This window comes from Pseudomonas sp. P2S-1 (genome assembly GCF_057197725.1).
The window spans coordinates 1,761,198-1,781,637 of the sequence record NZ_CM170068.1 but is presented as its reverse complement, the minus strand read 5'-3'; the positions used below and the strand labels follow the sequence as shown (position 1 = coordinate 1,781,637).

At 64.9% G+C, this 20,440-nt stretch carries 18 protein-coding genes; 15 read left to right on the top strand and 3 right to left on the bottom strand.

What is annotated here, in order from left to right; all coding sequences use genetic code 11:
* Together treS and glgB are read left to right on the top strand one after the other, a co-directional pair.
* On the top strand, positions 1–3,312 hold the full coding sequence (gene treS / locus AC2CQI_RS07875; RefSeq protein WP_484579802.1) for a maltose alpha-D-glucosyltransferase: 3,312 nt from the start codon (positions 1–3) through the stop codon (positions 3,310–3,312).
* A complete protein-coding gene (gene glgB / locus AC2CQI_RS07870; protein ID WP_075801768.1) occupies positions 3,313–5,532 on the top strand; it encodes a 1,4-alpha-glucan branching protein GlgB in 2,220 nt (739 codons plus the stop codon).
* Positions 5,533–5,550: 18 nt separating this feature from the next.
* Here the strand turns inward: glgB and AC2CQI_RS07865 are convergent, their stop codons facing one another.
* Positions 5,551–5,874, bottom strand: coding sequence for a hypothetical protein (locus AC2CQI_RS07865; protein ID WP_484579801.1), 324 nt, complete (start codon positions 5,872–5,874; stop codon positions 5,551–5,553).
* Positions 5,874–6,488: an NAD(P)H-binding protein gene (locus tag AC2CQI_RS07860; protein ID WP_484579800.1), complete on the bottom strand. Its 615-nt coding sequence runs from the start codon at positions 6,486–6,488 to the stop codon at positions 5,874–5,876. The genes AC2CQI_RS07865 and AC2CQI_RS07860 overlap by 1 nt, the downstream gene beginning before the upstream one ends.
* Positions 6,489–6,624: 136 nt before the next feature.
* On the opposite strand from AC2CQI_RS07860, the gene AC2CQI_RS07855 reads away from it, so the two are divergent.
* The 10 genes from AC2CQI_RS07855 (at position 6,625) to AC2CQI_RS07810 (ending at position 16,250) form a co-directional block, all read left to right on the top strand.
* Positions 6,625–7,068, top strand: coding sequence for a CopD family copper resistance protein (locus AC2CQI_RS07855; protein WP_075801771.1), 444 nt, complete (start codon positions 6,625–6,627; stop codon positions 7,066–7,068).
* Positions 7,069–7,081: 13 nt separating this feature from the next.
* A complete protein-coding gene (locus AC2CQI_RS07850; protein ID WP_484579799.1) occupies positions 7,082–8,269 on the top strand; it encodes an NnrS family protein in 1,188 nt (395 codons plus the stop codon).
* Positions 8,270–8,349: 80 nt separating this feature from the next.
* Positions 8,350–9,570, top strand: a complete 1,221-nt coding sequence (locus AC2CQI_RS07845; RefSeq protein ID WP_484579798.1) for a putative DNA modification/repair radical SAM protein — start codon at positions 8,350–8,352, stop codon at positions 9,568–9,570.
* The gene (locus AC2CQI_RS07840) at positions 9,561–10,403 is read left to right on the top strand and encodes a TIGR03915 family putative DNA repair protein (RefSeq protein ID WP_075801774.1); all 843 of its coding nucleotides are present in this window, start codon (positions 9,561–9,563) and stop codon (positions 10,401–10,403) included. Before AC2CQI_RS07845 ends, AC2CQI_RS07840 begins: the two co-directional genes overlap by 10 nt.
* Positions 10,404–10,556: 153 nt before the next feature.
* On the top strand, positions 10,557–11,258 hold the full coding sequence (locus AC2CQI_RS07835; RefSeq protein ID WP_484579797.1) for a helix-turn-helix transcriptional regulator: 702 nt from the start codon (positions 10,557–10,559) through the stop codon (positions 11,256–11,258).
* Between the two features lie 46 nt (positions 11,259–11,304).
* On the top strand, positions 11,305–11,598 hold the full coding sequence (locus AC2CQI_RS07830) for a hypothetical protein (protein ID WP_484579796.1): 294 nt from the start codon (positions 11,305–11,307) through the stop codon (positions 11,596–11,598).
* Positions 11,599–11,815: 217 nt separating this feature from the next.
* Entirely contained in the window at positions 11,816–13,165 is a 1,350-nt protein-coding gene (locus AC2CQI_RS07825) for an MFS transporter (RefSeq protein WP_075801777.1), read from the top strand.
* Positions 13,166–13,181: 16 nt separating this feature from the next.
* Positions 13,182–14,171, top strand: coding sequence for a LysR family transcriptional regulator (locus tag AC2CQI_RS07820; RefSeq protein WP_075801778.1), 990 nt, complete (start codon positions 13,182–13,184; stop codon positions 14,169–14,171).
* The gene (locus AC2CQI_RS07815) at positions 14,158–15,570 is read left to right on the top strand and encodes an aspartate ammonia-lyase (RefSeq protein ID WP_081430190.1); all 1,413 of its coding nucleotides are present in this window, start codon (positions 14,158–14,160) and stop codon (positions 15,568–15,570) included. Before AC2CQI_RS07820 ends, AC2CQI_RS07815 begins: the two co-directional genes overlap by 14 nt.
* 239 nt (positions 15,571–15,809) lie before the next feature.
* Positions 15,810–16,250: an NUDIX hydrolase gene (locus tag AC2CQI_RS07810; RefSeq protein ID WP_484579795.1), complete on the top strand. Its 441-nt coding sequence runs from the start codon at positions 15,810–15,812 to the stop codon at positions 16,248–16,250.
* Positions 16,251–16,500: 250 nt separating this feature from the next.
* Here AC2CQI_RS07810 and AC2CQI_RS07805 read toward each other — a convergent pair whose 3' ends face one another.
* Positions 16,501–17,367 carry a LysR family transcriptional regulator gene (locus tag AC2CQI_RS07805; protein ID WP_484579794.1) on the bottom strand — a complete coding sequence of 289 codons (867 nt, stop codon included), beginning with the start codon at positions 17,365–17,367 and terminating at the stop codon, positions 16,501–16,503.
* A 122-nt stretch (positions 17,368–17,489) separates the two neighbouring features.
* Between AC2CQI_RS07805 and AC2CQI_RS07800 the strand changes: the two genes are divergently transcribed.
* The 3 genes from AC2CQI_RS07800 (at position 17,490) to AC2CQI_RS07790 (ending at position 20,400) form a co-directional block, all read left to right on the top strand.
* The gene (locus AC2CQI_RS07800; RefSeq protein ID WP_484579793.1) at positions 17,490–18,200 is read left to right on the top strand and encodes an AzlC family ABC transporter permease; all 711 of its coding nucleotides are present in this window, start codon (positions 17,490–17,492) and stop codon (positions 18,198–18,200) included.
* The gene (locus tag AC2CQI_RS07795; RefSeq protein WP_484579792.1) at positions 18,197–18,505 is read left to right on the top strand and encodes an AzlD family protein; all 309 of its coding nucleotides are present in this window, start codon (positions 18,197–18,199) and stop codon (positions 18,503–18,505) included. Before AC2CQI_RS07800 ends, AC2CQI_RS07795 begins: the two co-directional genes overlap by 4 nt.
* A gap of 209 nt (positions 18,506–18,714) precedes the next feature.
* Positions 18,715–20,400: an MFS transporter gene (locus AC2CQI_RS07790; protein WP_484579791.1), complete on the top strand. Its 1,686-nt coding sequence runs from the start codon at positions 18,715–18,717 to the stop codon at positions 20,398–20,400.
* The last annotated feature ends 40 nt before the right edge of the window (positions 20,401–20,440 follow it).

Here is a 20,440-nt window from a genome sequence, read left to right as displayed (position 1 = left end):
ATGGCGAAGAAAAGCCGCCCCGCGGCCTTTATCGATGATCCGCTGTGGTACAAGGACGCGATCATCTACCAGATCCATATCAAGTCCTTCTTCGATTCCAACAACGACGGTATCGGCGATTTTCCCGGCCTGCTGGCCAAGCTCGACTATATCGCCGAGCTCGGGGTCAATACCCTCTGGCTGCTGCCGTTCTACCCGTCGCCGCGCCGCGACGACGGCTACGACATCGCGGCCTACAAAGCTGTGCACAGCGACTACGGGACGATGGCCGATGTGCGCCGCTTCATTGCCGAGGCACACAAGCGCAACCTGCGGGTGATCACCGAACTGGTCATCAACCACACCTCCGACCAGCACCCCTGGTTCCAGAAGGCCCGGCGCGCCAAGCCGGGCTCGGCGGCGCGGAATTTCTATGTCTGGTCCGATAGCGACGACAAGTACGACGGCACGCGGATCATCTTCCTCGATACCGAAAAGTCCAACTGGACCTGGGACCCGGTGGCCGGGCAGTACTTCTGGCACCGCTTCTACTCGCACCAGCCGGACCTGAACTTCGACAACCCGCAGGTGATGAAGGCGGTAATCGGGGTCATGCGCTTCTGGCTGGACATGGGCGTCGATGGCCTGCGCCTGGATGCCATTCCGTACCTGATCGAGCGCGACGGCACCAACAACGAGAACCTTCCGCAGACCCACGCCGTCCTCAAGCAGATCCGCGCCGAGATCGACGCCAACTACCCTGACCGCATGTTGCTGGCCGAGGCCAACCAATGGCCGGAAGACACCCAGCAATACTTCGGCGACGGCGAGGGCGACGAGTGCCATATGGCCTTCCATTTCCCGCTGATGCCGCGCATGTACATGGCCGTGGCCCAGGAGGACCGCTTCCCGATCACCGATATCCTGCGCCAGACCCCGGCAATCCCGGAGAACTGCCAGTGGGCGATCTTCCTGCGCAACCACGATGAGCTGACCCTGGAGATGGTCACCGACCGCGAGCGCGACTACCTGTGGAACTACTACGCCGCCGACCGCCGTGCGCGGATCAACCTGGGCATCCGCCGACGCCTGGCGCCGCTGATGCAGCGTGACCGCCGGCGCGTCGAGTTGCTGACCAGCCTGCTGTTGTCCATGCCCGGTACGCCGACCTTGTACTACGGCGACGAGATCGGCATGGGCGACAACATCTACCTCGGTGACCGCGATGGCGTGCGCACGCCGATGCAGTGGTCGATCGACCGCAACGGCGGCTTCTCCCGCGCCGATCCGGCGCGCCTGGTGCTGCCGCCGATCATGGATGCGCAGTACGGCTACCAGAGCGTCAACGTCGAATCCCAGGCCGAAGACCCGCACTCGCTGCTCAACTGGAACCGCCGCCTGCTCACCGTGCGCAAGCAGCAGAAGGCCTTCGGCCGCGGCACCCTGAAAATGCTGGCGCCGAACAACCGCCGGATCCTCGCCTACCTGCGTGAATACACCAGCCCCGAAGGTGTCAGCGAAACCGTACTGTGCGTGGCCAACGTATCGCGCGCCGCGCAGGCGGTGGAGCTGGACCTGGCACCCTGGATCGACCGGGTGCCGGTGGAAATGCTTGGCGGCTGCGCCTTCCCGCCGATCGGCCATCTGCCCTTCCTGCTGACCCTGGCGCCCTACGGCTTCTACTGGTTCCTGCTGGCACCGAAGGACCAGATGCCCAGTTGGCACGTCGAGGCGGCGCAACCCTTGCCGGAGTTCACTACCTTGGTCGTCAAGAAACGCATGGAGGAACTGCTGGAGGCTCCGGCCCGGCAAACCCTCGAAGCAACCATCCTTCCCGAATACCTGCCGAAACGCCGCTGGTTCGCCGGCAAGGACCAGGCCATCGACAAGGTCCACCTGGCCTACGGCGTGCGCTTCGGTACGCCGACCAGCCCGGTGCTGCTGGGCGAGCTGGAGGTGGACAGCGGTGGTCAGCGCCGTCGCTATTTCCTGCCCTTCGGCCTGATCGGCGAGGAGCAGATCCATACCGCGCTGCCCCAGCAACTGGCGCTGGCCAGGGTGCGGCGCGGGCGTCAGATCGGTTTCATCACCGATGCCTTCAGCCTGGAAACCTTTATCCGTGGCTTGCTCGCCGGCTTCCAGGAGCACCTGCGCCTGCCCGGCAGCGATGGCGAACTGCAATTCGAATCGACTCCGCAACTGGCGGCGCTGAAGCTGGGCGATGACGCCGAGGTGCGCTACCTGTCGGCCGAGCAGTCCAACAGCTCGGTGGTGGTCGGTGGCAGCCTGGTGCTCAAGCTGATCCGCCGGGTCAATGGCGGCGTGCATCCGGAGCTGGAAATGGGCGCCTACCTGACCGCTGCCGGCTTTGCCAATATCTCGCCGTTGCTCGGCTGGCTGAACCGCGTCGACGACAGCGGCGAGCCGTACCTGCTGGCCATTGCCCAGGGTTACCTGAACAACCAGGGCGATGCCTGGGACTGGACCCAGAACAACCTGGAACGGGCCATCCGCGACGAGATGGAGCCGCCGCAGTTGCGCGGCGAGGGCCATGCCGATGCCCTCGAAGACCTCACCGGCTTTGCCGCCTTGCTCGGCCAGCGCCTCGGCGAGATGCACCAGATCCTGGCCCGGCCTACCGACGACGAAGCCTTCAAGACCCGCATCAGCGACGCCGAGGACAGCCGCCGCTGGGGCGAGCAGATTGCCGATCAACTGCGCACCGCCCTCGACCTGCTGGTGCAGCACCGCGACGCACTGGACGAGGAAAGCCAGGCCCTGGTCAGCGACCTCGAACAGCAGCGCGATGGTCTGCTGCGCGAGGTCGGGCAACTGGCGCAGCAGGCCGAGGGCGGCCTGGTCATGCGCGTGCACGGCGACCTGCACCTGGGGCAGGTACTGGTGGTGCAGGGTGATGCCTACCTGATCGACTTCGAGGGCGAGCCGGCGCGGCCGCTGGACGAGCGCCGGGCTCGCCACAGCCCGTACAAGGATGTCAGCGGCGTGCTGCGCTCCTTCGACTACGCTGCTGCGATGGCCTTGCGCGGAGCAGCGGGCGCTGGCGCACTGCCGGACAACCTGCAGGCACGCCAGCGGGTTACCAAGCGTTATCTGCACGCTGCGCGCCATGCCTTCGTCCAGGCCTACGGCCTGGCCACCGCCAGTCTGCCCCATGCCTGGCTCAAGGAGGGTGGCGAGCAGGCGGCACTGGAATTGTTCAGCCTGGAAAAGGCTGCCTATGAAATCGCCTATGAAGCGGAAAATCGCCCGAGCTGGCTGGCCGTGCCCTTGCATGGTCTGCATGGGCTTGTAAGTACCTGGGGAGAGCAGTAGATGAGCGTGCACAAGAAGGAACAGGGCGGACTGGGCCGCAGCGATATCGACGACCTGGTCAATGCCAGGCATGTCGATCCGTTCGCGGTGCTCGGTGCGCACGCCGATGGTGCAGGAGGCACCTGGCTACGGGCTTACCTGCCGGAGGCCTTGAGCGTGCAGGCGCTGGGTGGCGACAGCGACGAGTTGATCGCCGAATTGCAGCAGGAGAGTGTGCCGGGCCTGTTTACCGCGCATGTGCCGCGGGGTATCGACAAATACCGCTGGCGGATCAACTGGGCCGGTGGTGAGCAGGTCACTCCGGACCCGTACAGCTATGGCCCGCAACTCGGAGACATGGACCTTTACCTGTTCAGCGAGGGCAATCACCGCGATCTGGCCAACCGCCTCGGCTCGCAGCCGGTGACGGTGGACGGGGTCGAGGGCGTGCGTTTCTCGGTGTGGGCGCCGAATGCCCGGCGGGTCTCGGTGGTGGGTGACTTCAACAACTGGGACGGGCGCCGGCATCCGATGCGCCTGCGTCACGCCAGCGGGGTCTGGGAGCTGTTCATCCCAGGGCTGCGCGCTGGCGAAACCTACAAATACGAAGTGCTCGGCCATGACGGCGTGCTGCCGCTCAAGGCCGACCCGCTGGCCCGGGCCACCGAACTGCCGCCAAGCACCGCCTCGAAGGTCGCCGGCCCGCTGGCCCATGAATGGCGCGACCAGGACTGGCTGCGCGAGCGCGGCGATGCCCAGGGCGTCGGCGCACCGCTGTCGATCTACGAACTGCACGCCGGCTCCTGGCAATGCGAGCTGGACGAAGCCGGCGAGGTCAGCCGCCTGTACAACTGGCGCGAGCTCGCTGAACGGCTGATTCCCTACGTGCAGGAGCTGGGTTTCACCCATATCGAGCTGATGCCGATCATGGAGCACCCGTTCGGCGGCTCCTGGGGTTACCAGCCACTGTCGCTGTTCGCACCGACCTCGCGCTACGGCACGGCGGAAGACTTCGCCGCCTTCGTCGATGCCTGCCACCAGGCGCGGATCGGCGTGATCCTCGACTGGGTCCCGGCGCATTTCCCCACCGACAGCCACGGCCTGGCGCGCTTCGACGGCACCGCCCTGTACGAGTACGACAACCCGCTGGAGGGCTTCCACCAGGACTGGGACACCCTGATCTACAACCTCGGCCGCACCGAGGTCCATGGCTTCATGCTGGCTTCGGCGCTGCATTGGCTGCGCGAATTCCATATCGACGGCCTGCGCGTCGATGCGGTGGCCTCGATGCTCTACCGCGACTACTCGCGCAAGGCCGGCGAATGGGTGCCCAACCGTCACGGCGGGCGGGAGAACCTCGAAGCCATCGATTTCCTTCGCCACCTCAACGAGGTGGTCAGCCTCGAAGTGCCGGGTGCGCTGGTCATCGCCGAGGAATCCACCGCCTGGCCAGGTGTCAGCCAGCCCGTGCAGCAGGGCGGGCTGGGTTTCTCGTACAAATGGAACATGGGCTGGATGCACGACACCCTGCACTACATCCAGAACGACCCGATCCACCGCCAGCACCATCACAACGAGATGAGTTTCGGTCTGATCTATGCCTATTCCGAGCACTTCATCCTGCCGATCTCCCACGACGAAGTGGTCCATGGCAAGCGCTCGCTGATCGACAAGATGCCTGGCGACCGCTGGCAGAAATTCGCCAACCTGCGCGCCTACCTGGCGTTCATGTGGTGCCACCCGGGCAAGAAGCTGCTGTTCATGGGCTGCGAGTTCGGCCAGTGGCGCGAGTGGAACCATGACAGCGAGCTGGACTGGTACCTGTTGCAATACAGCGAGCATTTGGGCGTGCAGCGGCTGATCGGTGATCTCAACCGGCTGTACCGGGAAGAGGGCGCCTTGCACCAGCAGGATTGCCAGCCGCAGGGCTTCCAGTGGCTGATCGGCGATGATGCGCACAACAGCGTGTTTGCCTGGTTGCGCTGGAGCCGCGAAGGCGAGCCGCTGCTGGTGGTGGCCAACTTCACTCCGGTGCCGCGGGAGGGCTACCGGATCGGTGTGCCGTTCGGCGAGCGCTGGGATGAAGTGTTCAATAGCGATTCGCAGCGTTATGCCGGGTCGAACTTCGGCAATGAAGGGGCGGTGAAGGGCGGGACGGTGCCCAGCCATGGGCAGCCGATGTCGCTTGAGGTGAATCTGCCGCCGTTGGGGGTGCTGATCCTGCGGCCTGCTCAGCAGTAATATCTTCCTGCCAGCCCATCAGCGCCGACCGCGAGGTCGGCGCAGCTCCAGCAACAACAAGCGCAACGCCTTTGCCAGCAGCGCGCCCAGAATGCACCCCGCTGCCGTGGCGATGATCTGCAGCAGCAACCCCAGCCCGCTGGCCAGGCGCGGCGCCTCGGCAAAGTGGATCAGCTCCGGCCACAACGCCAGCCACAGGGCGATGAATCCCAGCACCAGGTCGTACCACAACCCGCTGACCCCGGCCGGACGATAGCCGCGAACGAACAGGATGAACGCGCTGAAGGCCATGGCCAGCAGCACAACGCCAAACACCTGGTGAAGCGCGTCGGGTCCGGACATCAGGCCTGCTCCCCGTGCTCGCCGCGCAAGCGCAGGCATTGCTGGCGATGCAGGCCCAGGCGCATTTCGTCGAGCAGGGCCGCGGCGCAGCCCAGCGCCCGGCGCGCCTCGGGGCTTATGGTCGTGTCGGCACCGCTGAAATCATCGATGCGCAACCCCGGCAACAGATCGGGCATCTCCACCAGTGTCCAGTCCAGCCCGCTGACGTCCAGGCTGCGCCGCAGCCCGGCACTCAAGGCCTGGTCACCGCTGTCATCCGGGTTCACCAGCCATTGCCAGTGCCCGAGCAGAAACAGCCGCGGCGCTCGGTCGCCGAGGCCCAGGGCAGCGTCGATCAGGCAGCCACACTGCGGCGGCAGATCTTCTTCAGGCTCAGCGCCGAGGCAGGCGAATACTACTTCCAGCCCGGCCACTGCGCGCTTCACCGTATCCACCGAATCCAGGCTGCCCAGCTTGCAGCGCAAGCCAGGCCGGGCGGTGATCCGGTTGAGATCGTCCAGCAGCGCGCTGACTTCGTGCTGGCGATGCAAGGCGGCCGCGATCAGCGCCTGGCCGAGACTGTCCAGCGGGTTGAACACGCCGAGCTTCAGGTGTGGCGTTTCGAGGTTATGCATTGCAGCCTCCTGGCGCAGTCGGCAATCGATATGACTTTCGAAGTTGCGCCTGCACCCGGAGTTCCGCCGGCTTGACGAGCGTCAAGCCGGGAAGCCGGCCGCCGCGTTAGGCTGACCGGCACAATGAGGCCCCGCCATGATCTATCCCGTTCTGCTGACCCTGCATCTGTTCGCCGCCATCGTCTTTATCGGCACGGTGTTTTTCGAAGTGCTGTTTCTCGGCGCCATCCGCCAGCAGTTGCCCGACCGCCTGATGATGATGCTCGAGCACGCCGTCGGCCAGCGCGCCCGGCGCCTGATGCCCTGGGTCCTGCTGGTGCTGTTCGGCGCCGGGGTCGGCATGGTTCGCGAGCGTTACATGGCGCAGGTGAGCACACCCTGGACCTCATCCTTCGGCACCTTGCTGAGCCTGAAGATCCTCGTCGCGATCAGCGTGCTCGGGCATTTCCTCACGGCGCTCTGGATGTTCCGCAGCGGCCGCATGACGGCGAACGCGGTGCGCTTTATCCATGCCAGCGTCTTTACTCATCTGTTGCTGATCGTGCTGCTGGCCAAGGGCATGTTTTATCTGAGCTGGTAAGGAGTAGGCCACGATGCAAGTGATCGACCGCAAGAAGGCCCTGGCGACACCGCCGTGGCTGCGTCTGGCGTTTCGTCCGTTCTTTCTTGGTGGCAGCCTGCTGGCGCTGATCGTGGTGCCGATGTGGCTGCTTGCGCTGGGCGGCAAGTTCGACTGGAGCCCGGCCGGCGGCTGGTTGGCGTGGCATCGGCATGAGTTGCTGTTCGGCTTCGGCCTGGCCATCGTTGCCGGCTTCCTGTTGACCGCCGTGCAGACCTGGACCGGGCAACCGGGGCTGACCGGCAAGCCGCTGGCGGCGCTGGCGTTGCTCTGGCTGGCGGGGCGGCTTGCCTGGCTGGCGGCAGCGCCTTGGCCGATGCTGATCGTGCTGGAACTGGGTTTTCCGCTGCTGCTGGCGTGGCTGATGGGGCGAACCCTGTGGAAGGTCCGTCAGCAGCGCAATTATCCGCTGGTGGGATTGTTGCTGTTGCTGACGCTGGTGGACGCCATCGCCATGGCCGGACTGGTCGCCGGCGACGACGGCTGGCAACGCCAGGGCGTGCTCGGCGGGCTGTGGCTGGTAGCGGCGATGATGGGCTTGATCGGCGGCCGGGTGATTCCGTTCTTTACCCAGCGCGGGCTGGGGCGCAAGGACATGGTGGCGCCCTGGGCATGGCTGGACTGGGCGCTGCTCGGTGGTTCGGCGCTGGTTGCGCTGCTGTACGCGGCCGGACCGGCGTTGCTGCCCAATGTGTTGATCGGGATGTTGTTCGCGGTACTGGCCGTGGGTCACCTGGTTCGCCTGGCTCGCTGGCACGACAGCGGCCTGTGGCGCGTGCCGCTGCTCTGGTCGCTGCACCTGGCCTACGGCTGGCTGGTGCTGGCGTGCGCAGGTATGGCGCTGTGGCATTTCGGCGTGGCGCTGAATCCGAGCCTGGCGGTGCATTGCCTGACCATCGGCGCCATGGCCGGGCTGATCCTGGCGATGATTGCCCGGGTCAGTCTTGGGCATACGGGGCGGCCGTTGCAGCCGCCGAAGGGGATGGCGCTGGGCTTTATATTGCTGAATCTTGCCGGGCTCAGCCGGATCCTGTTGGTGCAGGTGAATCTCCACGCTGGCCTGGGCGTGGCGACGCTGTGCTGGGTGCTGGCCTTTGGGTTGTTTGTCTGGGGCTATGCGCCAATGCTGCTGAAGGTGAGGGTGGACGGGCATCCGGGCTAGCTGGATCGACAACAGGCACTTGCATCCCTGCTAATCTCGAAATACTGTATGGATATTCAGTGTTTCGGGAAAGGCTCCCCATGCAACTCATCGCCAAGCTCGGCATCCTCGCCGATGCCGCCAAGTACGACGCCTCGTGCGCCAGCAGTGGCGCCCCCAAGCGCAGCTCCAAGGGCAGCGACGGGCTTGGTGCGACCAATGGCATGGGCATCTGCCATAGCTACACCCCCGACGGGCGCTGCGTCTCGCTGCTCAAGGTGCTGCTGACCAACTTCTGCCTGTACGACTGCCAGTACTGCGTCAATCGCCGCTCCAGCAATGTGCCGCGGGCGCGCTTCACGCCGGAAGAGGTGGTGCGCCTGACCCTGGATTTCTACCGGCGCAACTGCATCAGCGGGCTGTTCCTCAGCTCGGGGATCATCCGCTCGGCGGACTACACCATGGAGCAACTGGTCCGTGTGGCCCGGCTGCTGCGCGAGGAGCATGACTTCCGCGGCTATATCCACCTCAAGACCATTCCCGACGCCGACCCGCTGCTGATCGAGGAAGCCGGGCGCCTGGCCGACCGTCTCAGCGTCAATATCGAACTGCCCAGCGACGCCAGCCTCAAGCGCCTGGCCCCGGAAAAGCAGGTGGCGACCATCCGCCAGGCCATGGGCACCATCCATCGCGGCCAGCAGGCGGTGGCCGGCGAGACACGGGCGCCGCGTTTCACCCCGGCCGGGCAGAGCACGCAGATGATCGTCGGTGCCGACACCTCGGACGACCGCACCATCCTGCGCAATGCCGAGTCGCTGTATCAGGGCTATGACCTCAAGCGCGTGTACTACTCGGCCTTCAGCCCGATCCCCGACAGCCCGAACAGCGTGCCCCTGGCAGCACCACCGCTGCTGCGCGAGCACCGCCTGTACCAGGCCGACTTCCTGATGCGCGGCTATGGCTACAAGGCCGGTGAGCTGCTCAACACGTCGAGCAACCTGGAGCTGGACATCGACCCCAAGCTGGCATGGGCGCTGTCCAACCGTGAGGTGTTCCCGGTGGATATCAATCGTGCCGAACCGGCCTTGCTCGCGCGAATTCCAGGCATCGGCCTGCGCAGCGTGCAACGCCTGGTGGCGCTGCGGCGCGAGCGGCGGGTGCGCTACGACGACCTGATCCATCTGCGCTGCGTGCTGGACAAGGCCCGGCCGTTCATCGTCACCAGCGATTATCGCCCGGCCCTGGCCGATACCCGCAGCGGGCTGTTGCGGGCGCGCCTGCGTGACCCGGTGGCGCCGGTGCAGATGGGGTTGTGGGGATGATCGCCCTCGACTGCGACGACCGCTTCGCCACCTGGCGCGACCAGGCGCGGGTGTTGCTGGGCCATGGCATCGACCCGGCGGAGGTGAATTGGGGGCAGGGGCCGATCCAGGACCTGCTGGCAGTCCCCGAGGGCCTGCCGAGTGGCCCGGGACCGTTCCGGGCGCGGGTGCCGGCAGAGCTGCTGGCACAGTTGCAACTGGCTGCCCGCTACCGTGGCGAGCAGCGCTGGAACCTGCTCTATGAAGTGCTCTGGCGAGTGGCCCATGGCGACCGCACGGCAATGCTTGCGGGTGATCGGCTGGGCAGCGAACTGCAACGGCGGATCAAGCAGGTCACACGCGAGGCGCACCACCTGCATGCCTTCGTGCGTTTCGTGCCGTTGCCGGCAGCGGTGGCGCAGAGCCTGCAATTGGACCTGGTGGCGTTCCACGAGCCGGCCCACGACATTCTCGAAAGCGCCAGCGGGCACTTTGCCGAGCGTTTGGGCAAGCAGCGCTGGTTGATTGCCACTTCGCGGGATGGCATTCGCTACGACGGCAAGGATTTCGATTACCGCCGCCAGTGTCCGCCTGAATGGCGGCAGTGGGCCGAGCAGGCCGATGACCCGGATGCGGACCTGTGGCTGACCTATTACCGCCATACGTTCAACCCGGCGCGGGTCAATCCCGATGCCTTGCGCATGCATATGCCGGGGCGCTTCTGGCGGCATCTGCCGGAAGGGCCGTTGATCCCCCGGCTGGTCGGGCTGGCACGGCAGGGCAAGCAGCGCGACGGGCAGGCCCAGGAAGTGGCGGAGCGGGGTGGGAAAAGGATTTCGGTGGTGACCCGTTAGTGGGATGTCGTTGCTGAGGGCCTCATCGCTGGCAAGCCAGCTCCCACAGGGTTCTGCAGCGCCGCGGACACTGTGGGAGCTGGCTTGCCAGCGATGAGGTCCTGAAGGACAACAGAAAGGCTCTTGATTCAACACGGACATGAGGTACCTCGAATGCACAAAGCCGACCGCCTGTTCCAGCTGGTGAACCTGATCCGCGTGCACCAGCCGATCACTGCCGAACGCCTGGCTGAACGGATCGGCGTTTCCGTGCGCTCGATCTATCGCTACATCGACGACCTGTCCCTCAGCGGCGTGCCGGTCTATGGCACCACCGGCGTCGGCTACGCCCTCGACGCCGCGTTCGAGATGCCACCACTGCGCCTGAGCCGCATCGAGGTGGATGCCCTGACCCTGGGCATGGAAATGCTCGCCGGCAGCGCCGACAACGAACTGGCCAGTGCTGCCCGTACCCTGCTGAGCAAGGTCTCGGCCAGCGCGCCGCAACAGGCTGTCGATCCGCAACAGAGCCCGATCCGCGCCTTGAACAGCAGCACCGCCACGACCCGCAGCCACCTCAGCGCCCTGCGCCAGGCCATCGAGCACAAGCGGGTTGTGCAGATCACCTATACCAGCCTCGACGGCGCCGTATCCCGACGCCTGATCCAGCCCATCGGCCTGTTCTACTGGGGCGGCAAGTGGACTGTCGGCAGCTGGTGCAACACCCGTGCGGCCTATCGGGATTTTCGCGTCGACCGCATCGCCTCCGTCTTCACCAGCGAAGAACCCTGGCGCGACAGCCCGCAGATTGCCTTGCGCACCTACATGCGCCATCAATCCAGCGCCGGACGTACTGACAGCACGCTGTCAGGATGACCTGCCGATACTGGGTCTTTCTTAACTCCATGGAAGACCTCCACCCATGTCACACGTACTCGAACTCGCGATCTTCACCGTCAAGCCTGAACACCTCGCGCAGATGCCCCGACTGCGCGACGGCCTGCGCGAAACCCTGAAAGCCTTCCCGGGGCTGATCGAATACAGCGGTTATTCCCCGATGAATAACGAACGCACTTTCGCCGACTTGGCCAAGTGGCAAAGTTACGAACATGCGGCGGCCGTGGCCAAGGCATTCAATGAAGGCGACCCATGCTTCGCCGGATATAGGGATGCCATTGAAAGTCTGACTCTGATGAATCATTTCCTGCCGGAATAACAATCCGCGTTTATATGAATGGCGCAGTCTGCGCCATTCCCAACCAGCCGACCAATGGCCCGCAAAGCCGCTGTTATCAAGGATTCTGGCAGCTAGTATCAACAATCCTGATACTCCAATTGCATCTGCTGTTTTCGTGAATATGCAGCCGTACACTCGATCGTAATCCGGTCACCAACACCGGTCCCCACAACTAAAACAACAGGTGGAGAGACGAATGAGTCAGGTAGCGTTCGAGGATCTTCCGCTGAGCCGTTTTCATATTCGGACGGTATTCAGCGGAACAGGAGGGCAGTTCAGCGACGGATTCGTGTTGGGCATCATCGGCATCGCCGTGAGCATGGCGGCGGGTCCCCTGCAATTGAACGCACTGTGGATGGGATTGCTCGGCGCCGCGTCGCTGGCCGGCCTGTTCCTCGGCAGCTTGTTCGCCGGTCCCCTGGCCGACAAGTTCGGCCGGCGCACCATCTTTGCCTGGGACATGCTGCTGTTCGCGGTGATCTCCGCATCGCAGTTCTTCGTCACCTCGCCGGAACAGTTGCTGGCCTTGCGCTTGCTGTTGGGCCTGGTCCTCGGCTTCGACTATGTCGTGTCCAAATCCCTGGTCACCGAGTTCGCCCCCCGGCGTTATCGCGGGCGTCTGCTCAGCGTGCTGGCGGCGGCCTGGGCGGCGGGTTACGTCGCGGCTTACCTGGTGGGCTTCGCGATCCGCGATATCGGTCCGGATGCCTGGCGCTTGATGTTGGCCTTGAGTGGCGTGCCGGCCTTGCTGATCCTGCCGCTGCGCATGGGCGTACCGGAGTCGCCGATCTGGCTGATGGCCCGTGGTCGCAGTGCCGAAGCCCTGGCGATCATTCATGCCAAGTTCGGTCCCCATGTGACCCTGCCGGCCGCGCCGCCCGCCGCCACGAAGAAGCGCGGCAGCATCGCCGAGCTGATGAGCAAGCGCTGGCGCCGCAACACCCTGGTCGGTTGCGTGTTCTACACCTGCCAGGTGATCCCGTTCTTCGCCCTCGGCACCTTCTCGCCACGTGTTCTCGAAGCACTGAACGTGCAGGACAAGTTCGTCGGCGGCCTGGTCTACAACGTGCTGCTGATGCTCGGGGCGCTGCTCGGCCTGCTGATCATCGACCGGATCTCCCGCCGCGCCTTCCTGGTCGGTACTTTCTATCTCAGCGCCATCGGCCTTGCCGTGCTGGCCTACGCCGGTTTCGGTCCGCTGGGCACCATCCTCGCCTTCGGCTTCTTCGCCTGTGTCCTGGCGGCGGCGGTGAACCTGGAGTTCGTCTATCCACCGGAGCTGTTCCCGACCCACCTGCGCGCCTCGGGCATCGGCCTGGCGGTAGCGGCCAGCCGTTTCGGTTCAGCCTTCGCCACCTTCCTCCTGCCGATCGCCGTGCAGCACCTGGGCATCCACACCGCCCTGGGCGTGTGCGTCGCGGTGCTGCTGTTCGGCGGGGTGTTCTGCCACCTGTTCGCCCCGGAAACCAGCAAGGAAACCCTGGCAGCCGTCAGCCCGGAAGGCGAGGGCGAGCCTGCGCCGCTGGCATTCGCCGACACCAAGTAAAGAAGAGGACATCCCCATGTCAGCCAGCAAGCTTATCGATATGTACGCGGTGCAGGTCTTCGTCGCCGTGGCCGAGGAGGGCAGCATGTCGGGGGCGGCCAGCCGAATGGGGATTTCCCAGTCGGGGGTGTCGCAGATGGTCCGGCAACTGGAGGACGACCTCGGCGTGGTCCTGGTCGATCGCACCACCCGGCCGCTGACCCTGACGCCGTTCGGCCTGGCCCTGCGCAACCGCGGTGCGATCCTCAGCGAGGAACTGTGCAATCTCAAGGCCCAGGTGCTGGATGCCGGGCGCGGGGTCAAGCCCGACCTGCGCATCGGCCTGGTGGACTCCTTCGCCGCCACCTGCGGTTCGGCCTTTACCCGGCAGATGCTCGGGCGGGTCACGCAGCTGTCGGTCCGCACCGGCCTCAGCCCGCAACAGGGCGAATCGCTGCTGCGCCGCGACCTCGACCTGATCATCACCAGCGACCCGCTGATGGACGCCAATGATGTGGTGCGCTACCGGCTGTTCACCGAACGCTATTTCGTCATCACCCCGAAGGCGCTCGGCAAGCCGCTGCACAGCCTCGACGACCTGCGTGCCCTGGCCAATGTCCTGCCGGTGGTGCGTTTCAACCGCCTGTCCCAGGTCGGCCTGCAGATCGAGCGGCATATGCGCGGGCTAAATGTGCGCATGCCCAACCGCCTGGAGCTGGACAACGCCGACGCCCTGACCGCCATGGTCGCCGACGGCATCGGCTGGGCCGTGACCAGCCCCATGTGTTTCCTCCAGGCCTGCACCTGGGTGGAAAACGTCAACGCCCACCTGGTGCCGCCACTGAGCCTGGAGCGCTCGCTGTACCTGGTGGCCCGTCGCAACGAATACAGCGCCTTCTTCGCCGATGCGTGCGAGACGGCGCGCACCGTCATTCTGGACACCTTCCTGCCGCGGCTGAGCGCCCTGGGCAAGGGTGTCGAAACCCTGGTAACCATCGATGAGGAAGATTCCCGTGAGTACTTTTGAGAGCGCCGGCGAGCGGATCGAGCAGGACTACGTCGGCGAAGTGCGGATCCCCGCCGGCAAGCTGTACGGCGTCAACACCGTGCGCGGCTTCGACAATCTCAGCGTCTCGCCGCTGAGCATTGCCCACTACCCGGCGTTCCGCGATGCCTTTGCCCAGTGCAAATGGGCGGCGGCGCTGGCCAACCTGGATTGCGGGGTGATTTCCGGGGCACAGGCCGAAGCCATCGTCCTCGCCTGCCAGGACATCATCGCCGGCAACTGCGACGACTCGCTGATCGTCGACCTGCTGGAAGGCTCCGGCGGCACCTCGACCAACATGAACTTCAACGAAGTGGTGGCCAACCGCGCCCAGCTGTTCATGGGCCATGCTGCCGGCAGCTACGACATCGTCCACCCCAACGACCAGGTCAACGCCTCGCAGTCGACCAACGACGTCTACCCGGCGGCACTGAAGATCGCCACCCACGCCATGCTCGAGGGCCTGATCGGCGAAGTCCGCCAACTGGCTGCTGAGTTCGACGCCAAGGCCGTGCAGTTCGCCGATATCCTCCACCTCGGCCGCACCTGCCTGCAGGACGCCCAGCCGATGCGCCTGGGTCAGCTGTTCTCCGGCTATGCCTCGCTGACTCACCGTCTCGCCGAGGAACTGGTCGCGGTACGCGCCAAGCTGCACACCCTGCCACTGGGCGGTACCGCCATTGGTACCGGTTTCGGTGCACCGGCGGCCTATCGTGGCGCGGTGTACCGCCATCTTGGCGACGTTACCGGCGTCGCCTACCAGGCGCCGGAAAACGCCTTCGACGCCATGCAGAACATGGACGTGTTCTCTCGCGTTTCCGCCGAGTTGCGCACCTGCGCGGCGGCCCTGGCGAAGATCGCCAGCGACCTGACCAAACTCTCGTCCGGCCCGGTCGCCGGCATCGGCGAGCTGAAACTGCCGGAAGCCCAGGCCGGTTCCTCGATCATGCCGGGCAAGGTCAACCCGGTGCTGCCGATGGCGATGATCCAGCTCAGCTTCGCGGTGATCGGCAATGATGTCGCCGTGGCCCAGGCGGTGCAGGCGGGCGAGCTGGAGATCAACCATTTCGAACCGGTGGTGGCTTCGCGGGTGTTCGACAGCATCACCTTGCTCACCCAGGGCATCCAGCGTTTCCGCGAAAAATGCATCGCCGGTATCCAGGCCGATGAAGCGCGCAATCTCGCGCACCTGACCGATTCGATGGCCGTGGCCACTGCGCTGGTGCCGCGCCTGGGCTATGCCAGGGTCAGCAAGCTGGCGCGGCAGTCGGTCAATGAAGGCCGCTCGTTGCTGGCGATCATGGCCGAGAGCGGGGTGATGAGCGAAGCCGAGGCGATGGCGGCGATCGAGAAGGCCTCGCGGCCAGTCTTCGAAAACTGAATCGTTTCACGAGATCGTCATCTGATTCTGTTCAGATGTACGAATTACTTCGGCCCCAGCCTCGCGGATTGGTCCCTGCGAGGTGCCGAAGTTCTGGTTGGAAGGCGTTTTCCCGAGCACCGCTGATGCGGTGCTTTTTTTTTGCGCCAGGCCAGGTGCAAACTGATGGCGTCGTACACATCGACAAGCGGATCCATGCCCGGTAGCCTGCCGTCCCGCCGGAAAAGGATGCCGTTGTCATGCGTGAAAGGAAGTCTGCCCGTCTATTGGTCCTCGACCCGGAGGATCGGGTCCTGCTGTTCCACTTCGTGCACAAGGGCGATGCCCTCGATGGCAGCGATCACTGGGCCTCGCCCGGTGGTGGCCTGGAGGAGGGGGAGAGCTTCAGGGATGCGGCGATTCGCGAGCTGTACGAGGAAACCGGGATCCGCACCGAGGAGGTCGGCGAGCCGGTGGCCGAGCGGCGTTTCGTCATGCGTCTGCCCAGTGGCGAGGATGTGATCTCCATGGAACGTTACTACCGTGTACAGGCCGGGTCGCAGCAGCTCAGTCGTGAAGGCTGGACCGCGCATGAGCAGAAGGTGATGGCGGCGCATCATTGGTGGTCGGCGGAGGAATTGCGCACGACCACTGCCACGGTTTATCCGGAACGCCTGCTGGAGATGCTAGGGCATGCTTGAGAAGTCAGGAGGATTTTCGGGTGATCTTTCGGGCCTCATCGCTGGCAAGCCAGCTCCCACAGGGTCCTGAGTCATCCATAGAACCTGTGCCCGGCGCGGACCTTGTTTGGGCGCCGAACCGCCGCGATTGCTATGGTGAATTCACTGCTGCAATCGCGGGTGAACCCGCTCCCACAGGGTCCTGAGTCATCCACAGAACCTGTGCCTGGCGCGGACCCTGTGGGAGCTGGCTTGCCAGCGATGAGGCCCTTCAGGTCGCCGCCACCCTCAGGGTCTTGACCAGTAACCCATGCAACCGGTCCACCGGCTGCGAGCCCTGCGACGCCCGGCTTCGATACACCGCCACCGCCATCGGCTCCAGCGGCCCCAGCCCATGTTCGGCGCCGAGAATCTCCAGATGCTCCGGCACACTGCACCGCGTCAGCACCGCCACCGCCAGGCCACTTTCCACTGCGGCGATCTGCCCGGCCAGGCTCGAACTGTTGTACACCACCCGGTAATCCCGCCCTTGCAACGCCAGCGAGTTGATCGCGCAACGCCGCGCCAGGCTGGTGCTTTCATAGGTGGCAATGGGCAGCGGATCACGCCGCCAGATATCGAACTGCGGCGAGCCAACCCAGACCATCGGCTCATGGAACAGCAGCGTCCCGCGCCGGGCGTGATCCCGTGAGACCAGCGCAAGATCCAGGTCATTGCGTTCGATCCGCGGGATCAGCAAGGTCGATTGCTCGCAGTCCAGCTCGATCTCCACCGCGCCATAACGCAGGGCAAAACGCTTGAGCACCGGGGTCAGGTAGCGTGCGGCGTAGTCGTCCGGTACGCCAAGGCGGATGCGCCCGGTCAGCTCGTCGCCATGGAAGGCCTGCTGCGCATCGTTGTGCAGGTCGAGGATGCGCCGGGCATAACCCAGCAGTAGCTGGCCGTCCGGGGTGAGCTGCTGCTGTCGCGCATCGCGCACCAGCAACTGTCGGCCCACCGCCGCTTCGAGCTTCTTCAACTGCATGCTCACCGCCGATTGCGAACGATGGACCTCCGGCGCGGCATTGGACAGCGAGCCGGTATCGACCACGGCGACGAAGCACTTGAGCCAGTCGATCTGCAGGTCCTGCATAAGCATGCACTCCGCTGTATTCGGTAAACGAATGGGTTGGTCGCGTAATATGCGCTTTTCGCAATGGCGTGTCTGCTGGATAGTGGCTGGCGTCCGTACATGCACGATTTAAAAACAGGAGAGAGTTTGTGTTATCGGTAGCCAAAGGCTCCACGCAGTTGGGGTACAACGAGATCCGCGACGGCTTCAGGCTGTTGCTGCCGATCTCCATGTTCGTGGTGGTGTTCGGCCTGGCCTTTGGCCTGGCCGCCGCCCAGGTCGGCCTCGACCAAGGCACCATCCTGTGGATGAGCACGCTGGTCTTCGCCGGTGCCTCGCAGTTCGCCGCCCTCGACCTGTGGGGCGCCCAGGTGCCGCTGGTGCCGTTGATCGTCACTGTATTCGCCATCAATGCCCGCCACCTGCTGATGGGCGCAACCCTCTATCCCTGGCTGCGCGAGCTGCCGGTCGCACGGCGCTACGGGATCATGCTGGTGGTCTCCGATGCCAACTGGGCCATGTCGATGCAGGCGTTGTCCGCTGGCAAGCCGGGGTTGGGCATTCTCTTCGGTGGCGGCCTGGCGCTGTGGTCGACCTGGATCCTCGGCACCTGGCTCGGCCTGTACTTCGGTAACCTGGTGGCCGACCCGGTCAGCTGGGGCCTGGACATGGTCATGGGCTGCTTCCTGTTGTCCATGGTGGTGGGCGGCAAGAAGGACCTGCGCATGCTGCTGATCTGGGGCGTGGCCGCCGGTTCCGCGCTGCTTGCTTATCGTTACCTGCCGGAAAACAGCCACGTGGTGGTCGGCGCCCTGGCCGGCGGCATCGTCGGTGCGGTCTGGATGGAGAAACAGAAGTGACTATCGAAACCACGGGCCATGGCCCGCTGATCCTGGTCCTGATCATGGCCGTCGTGACCCTGGCGACCCGTTGGGGCGGGGTCTTCGTGATGTCCTTCGTACCGATCAACTACCGCGTGCAGCAGTTCATCGGCGCCATGTCCGGCTCGGTGCTGGTGGCGGTGCTGACGCCCCTGGCGGTCAATGGCGACAACGGTGCCCGGGTGGCCCTGGCGAGCACCGCCGTGGTCATGCTGCTGGTGAAGAAACCGCTGCCGGCAATCGCCGCCGGCATCATCGCAGCGGCCGTGTTCCGCCACCTCTGAACCGTCCGGCGCCCTCCCGCGAGGGCGCTGGATTTCCGCCAGCCGCCTATTACGCTTAACCCTGCGTGCAACGCGAGGCCGTCCGCCTGTTCCCCAGGCCCGGCGCAGTCCGTGATCCGATGTCATCAGCCTTTTTGAATGGCCAGAGTGCGTATGGATTCATCAGCGGGATGCTCCGGCCTACAAGAACAAAAACGGAGAACACCTTCATGGCGGTTACCTACGGCACTTCGACGCCCACGCCGGGCAGCACGTCCGGCAAAGGCATCACCCACGACGAGCGCAAGGTGATCTTCGCCTCGTCCCTCGGTACGGTCTTCGAGTGGTACGACTTCTACCTGTACGGCTCCCTGGCGGCGATCATCGCCAAGCATTTCTTCGCCGGGGTCAATGAAACCACTGCCTTCATCTTCGCCCTGCTGGCCTTCGCCGCCGGCTTCGCGGTGCGACCGTTCGGCGCCATCGTCTTCGGCCGCCTCGGCGACATGATCGGGCGCAAGCACACCTTCCTGATCACCATCATCATCATGGGCGTGTCCACCGCCATCGTCGGCCTGCTGCCCAGCTACGCGACGATCGGCGTGGCGGCGCCGATCATTCTCATCACCCTGCGCCTGCTGCAGGGCCTGGCACTCGGCGGCGAATACGGCGGCGCGGCGACCTATGTGGCGGAACACGCGCCACCCGGCAAGCGCGGTTTCTTCACTTCGTGGATCCAGACCACCGCGACCCTCGGCCTGTTCCTCTCACTGGTGGTGATCCTGACCTGTCGCACCGCCCTCGGTACCGAGGCCTTCGAGGCCTGGGGCTGGCGGATTCCGTTCCTGCTGTCGATCCTCCTCCTGGCGGTGTCGGTGTATATCCGCCTGCAACTGCACGAGTCGCCGGTGTTCAACAAGATGAAGGCCGAAGGCAAGGCGTCCAAGGCGCCGCTGACCGAATCCTTCGCCCGCTGGGACAACCTGAAAGTGGTGATCATGTCGCTGCTCGGCGGCACCGCCGGCCAGGCCGTGGTCTGGTACACCGGGCAGTTCTATGCGCTGTTCTTCCTCCTGCAAACGTTGAAGATCGACCCGCAGACCGCCAACCTGCTGATCGCCGGTTCCTTGCTGATCGGCACGCCGTTCTTCGTGATCTTCGGCAGCCTGTCGGACCGGATCGGACGCAAGAAGATCATCATGGCCGGCTGCATCCTCGCCGCGCTGACCTACTTCCCGATCTTCAAGGGCCTGACCGAATTCGGTAACCCGGATATCTACACGGCGCAGCAGCAGAACCCGGTGACGGTGATCGCCGATCCTGCGCAGTGCTCATTCCAGTTCGACCCGGTGGGCAAGGCGCGCTTCACCAGCTCCTGCGACGTGGCCAAGAGCCTGCTGGCCAAGCGGGCGATTCCCTATGAGAACGAGGCGGGCGAGCCGGGTGCGGTGGCGCAGATCCGCATCGGCAACAAGATGATGCCGAGCTTCGAAGGCAGCAGCCTGCCGGCGGCGGAATTCAAGGCGGCCAATGACGGCTTTACCGCCTCCCTGGGTGCGGCGCTGAAGGAAGCCGGTTACCCGGAAAAGGCCGACCCCGCCAAGACCAACTACCCGATGGTGCTGCTGCTCCTGACCATTCTCGTGATCTACGTGACCATGGTCTACGGCCCGATCGCCGCCTGGCTGGTGGAGCTGTTCCCGGCGCGGATCCGCTACACCTCGATGTCCCTGCCGTACCACATCGGCAATGGCTGGTTCGGTGGCTTCCTGCCGACGGTGGCCTTCGCCATGGTCGCGGCGACCGGGGATATTTACTACGGGCTCTGGTACCCGATCGTCATTGCGGTGATGACGGCGGTGCTGGGGATCTTCTTCATGCCTGAGACCAAGGACCGGGATATCAGTCATACCTGAGGTGTTCTTGAGGGCCTCATCGCTGGCAAGCCAGCTCCCA

Excerpts from the sequence above, each read along its gene's own strand:
- treS (WP_484579802.1), top strand. The coding sequence starts at position 1 with ATGGCGAAGAAAAGCCGCCCCGCGGCCTTTATCGATGATCCGCTGTGG.
- glgB (WP_075801768.1), top strand. The coding sequence starts at position 3,313 with ATGAGCGTGCACAAGAAGGAACAGGGCGGACTGGGCCGCAGCGATATC.
- AC2CQI_RS07865 (WP_484579801.1), bottom strand. The coding sequence starts at position 5,874 with ATGTCCGGACCCGACGCGCTTCACCAGGTGTTTGGCGTTGTGCTGCTG.
- AC2CQI_RS07860 (WP_484579800.1), bottom strand. The coding sequence starts at position 6,488 with ATGCATAACCTCGAAACGCCACACCTGAAGCTCGGCGTGTTCAACCCG.
- AC2CQI_RS07855 (WP_075801771.1), top strand. The coding sequence starts at position 6,625 with ATGATCTATCCCGTTCTGCTGACCCTGCATCTGTTCGCCGCCATCGTC.
- AC2CQI_RS07850 (WP_484579799.1), top strand. The coding sequence starts at position 7,082 with ATGCAAGTGATCGACCGCAAGAAGGCCCTGGCGACACCGCCGTGGCTG.
- AC2CQI_RS07845 (WP_484579798.1), top strand. The coding sequence starts at position 8,350 with ATGCAACTCATCGCCAAGCTCGGCATCCTCGCCGATGCCGCCAAGTAC.
- AC2CQI_RS07835 (WP_484579797.1), top strand. The coding sequence starts at position 10,557 with ATGCACAAAGCCGACCGCCTGTTCCAGCTGGTGAACCTGATCCGCGTG.
- AC2CQI_RS07830 (WP_484579796.1), top strand. The coding sequence starts at position 11,305 with ATGTCACACGTACTCGAACTCGCGATCTTCACCGTCAAGCCTGAACAC.
- AC2CQI_RS07825 (WP_075801777.1), top strand. The coding sequence starts at position 11,816 with ATGAGTCAGGTAGCGTTCGAGGATCTTCCGCTGAGCCGTTTTCATATT.
- AC2CQI_RS07820 (WP_075801778.1), top strand. The coding sequence starts at position 13,182 with ATGTCAGCCAGCAAGCTTATCGATATGTACGCGGTGCAGGTCTTCGTC.
- AC2CQI_RS07810 (WP_484579795.1), top strand. The coding sequence starts at position 15,810 with ATGCGTGAAAGGAAGTCTGCCCGTCTATTGGTCCTCGACCCGGAGGAT.
- AC2CQI_RS07805 (WP_484579794.1), bottom strand. The coding sequence starts at position 17,367 with ATGCTTATGCAGGACCTGCAGATCGACTGGCTCAAGTGCTTCGTCGCC.
- AC2CQI_RS07790 (WP_484579791.1), top strand. The coding sequence starts at position 18,715 with ATGGCGGTTACCTACGGCACTTCGACGCCCACGCCGGGCAGCACGTCC.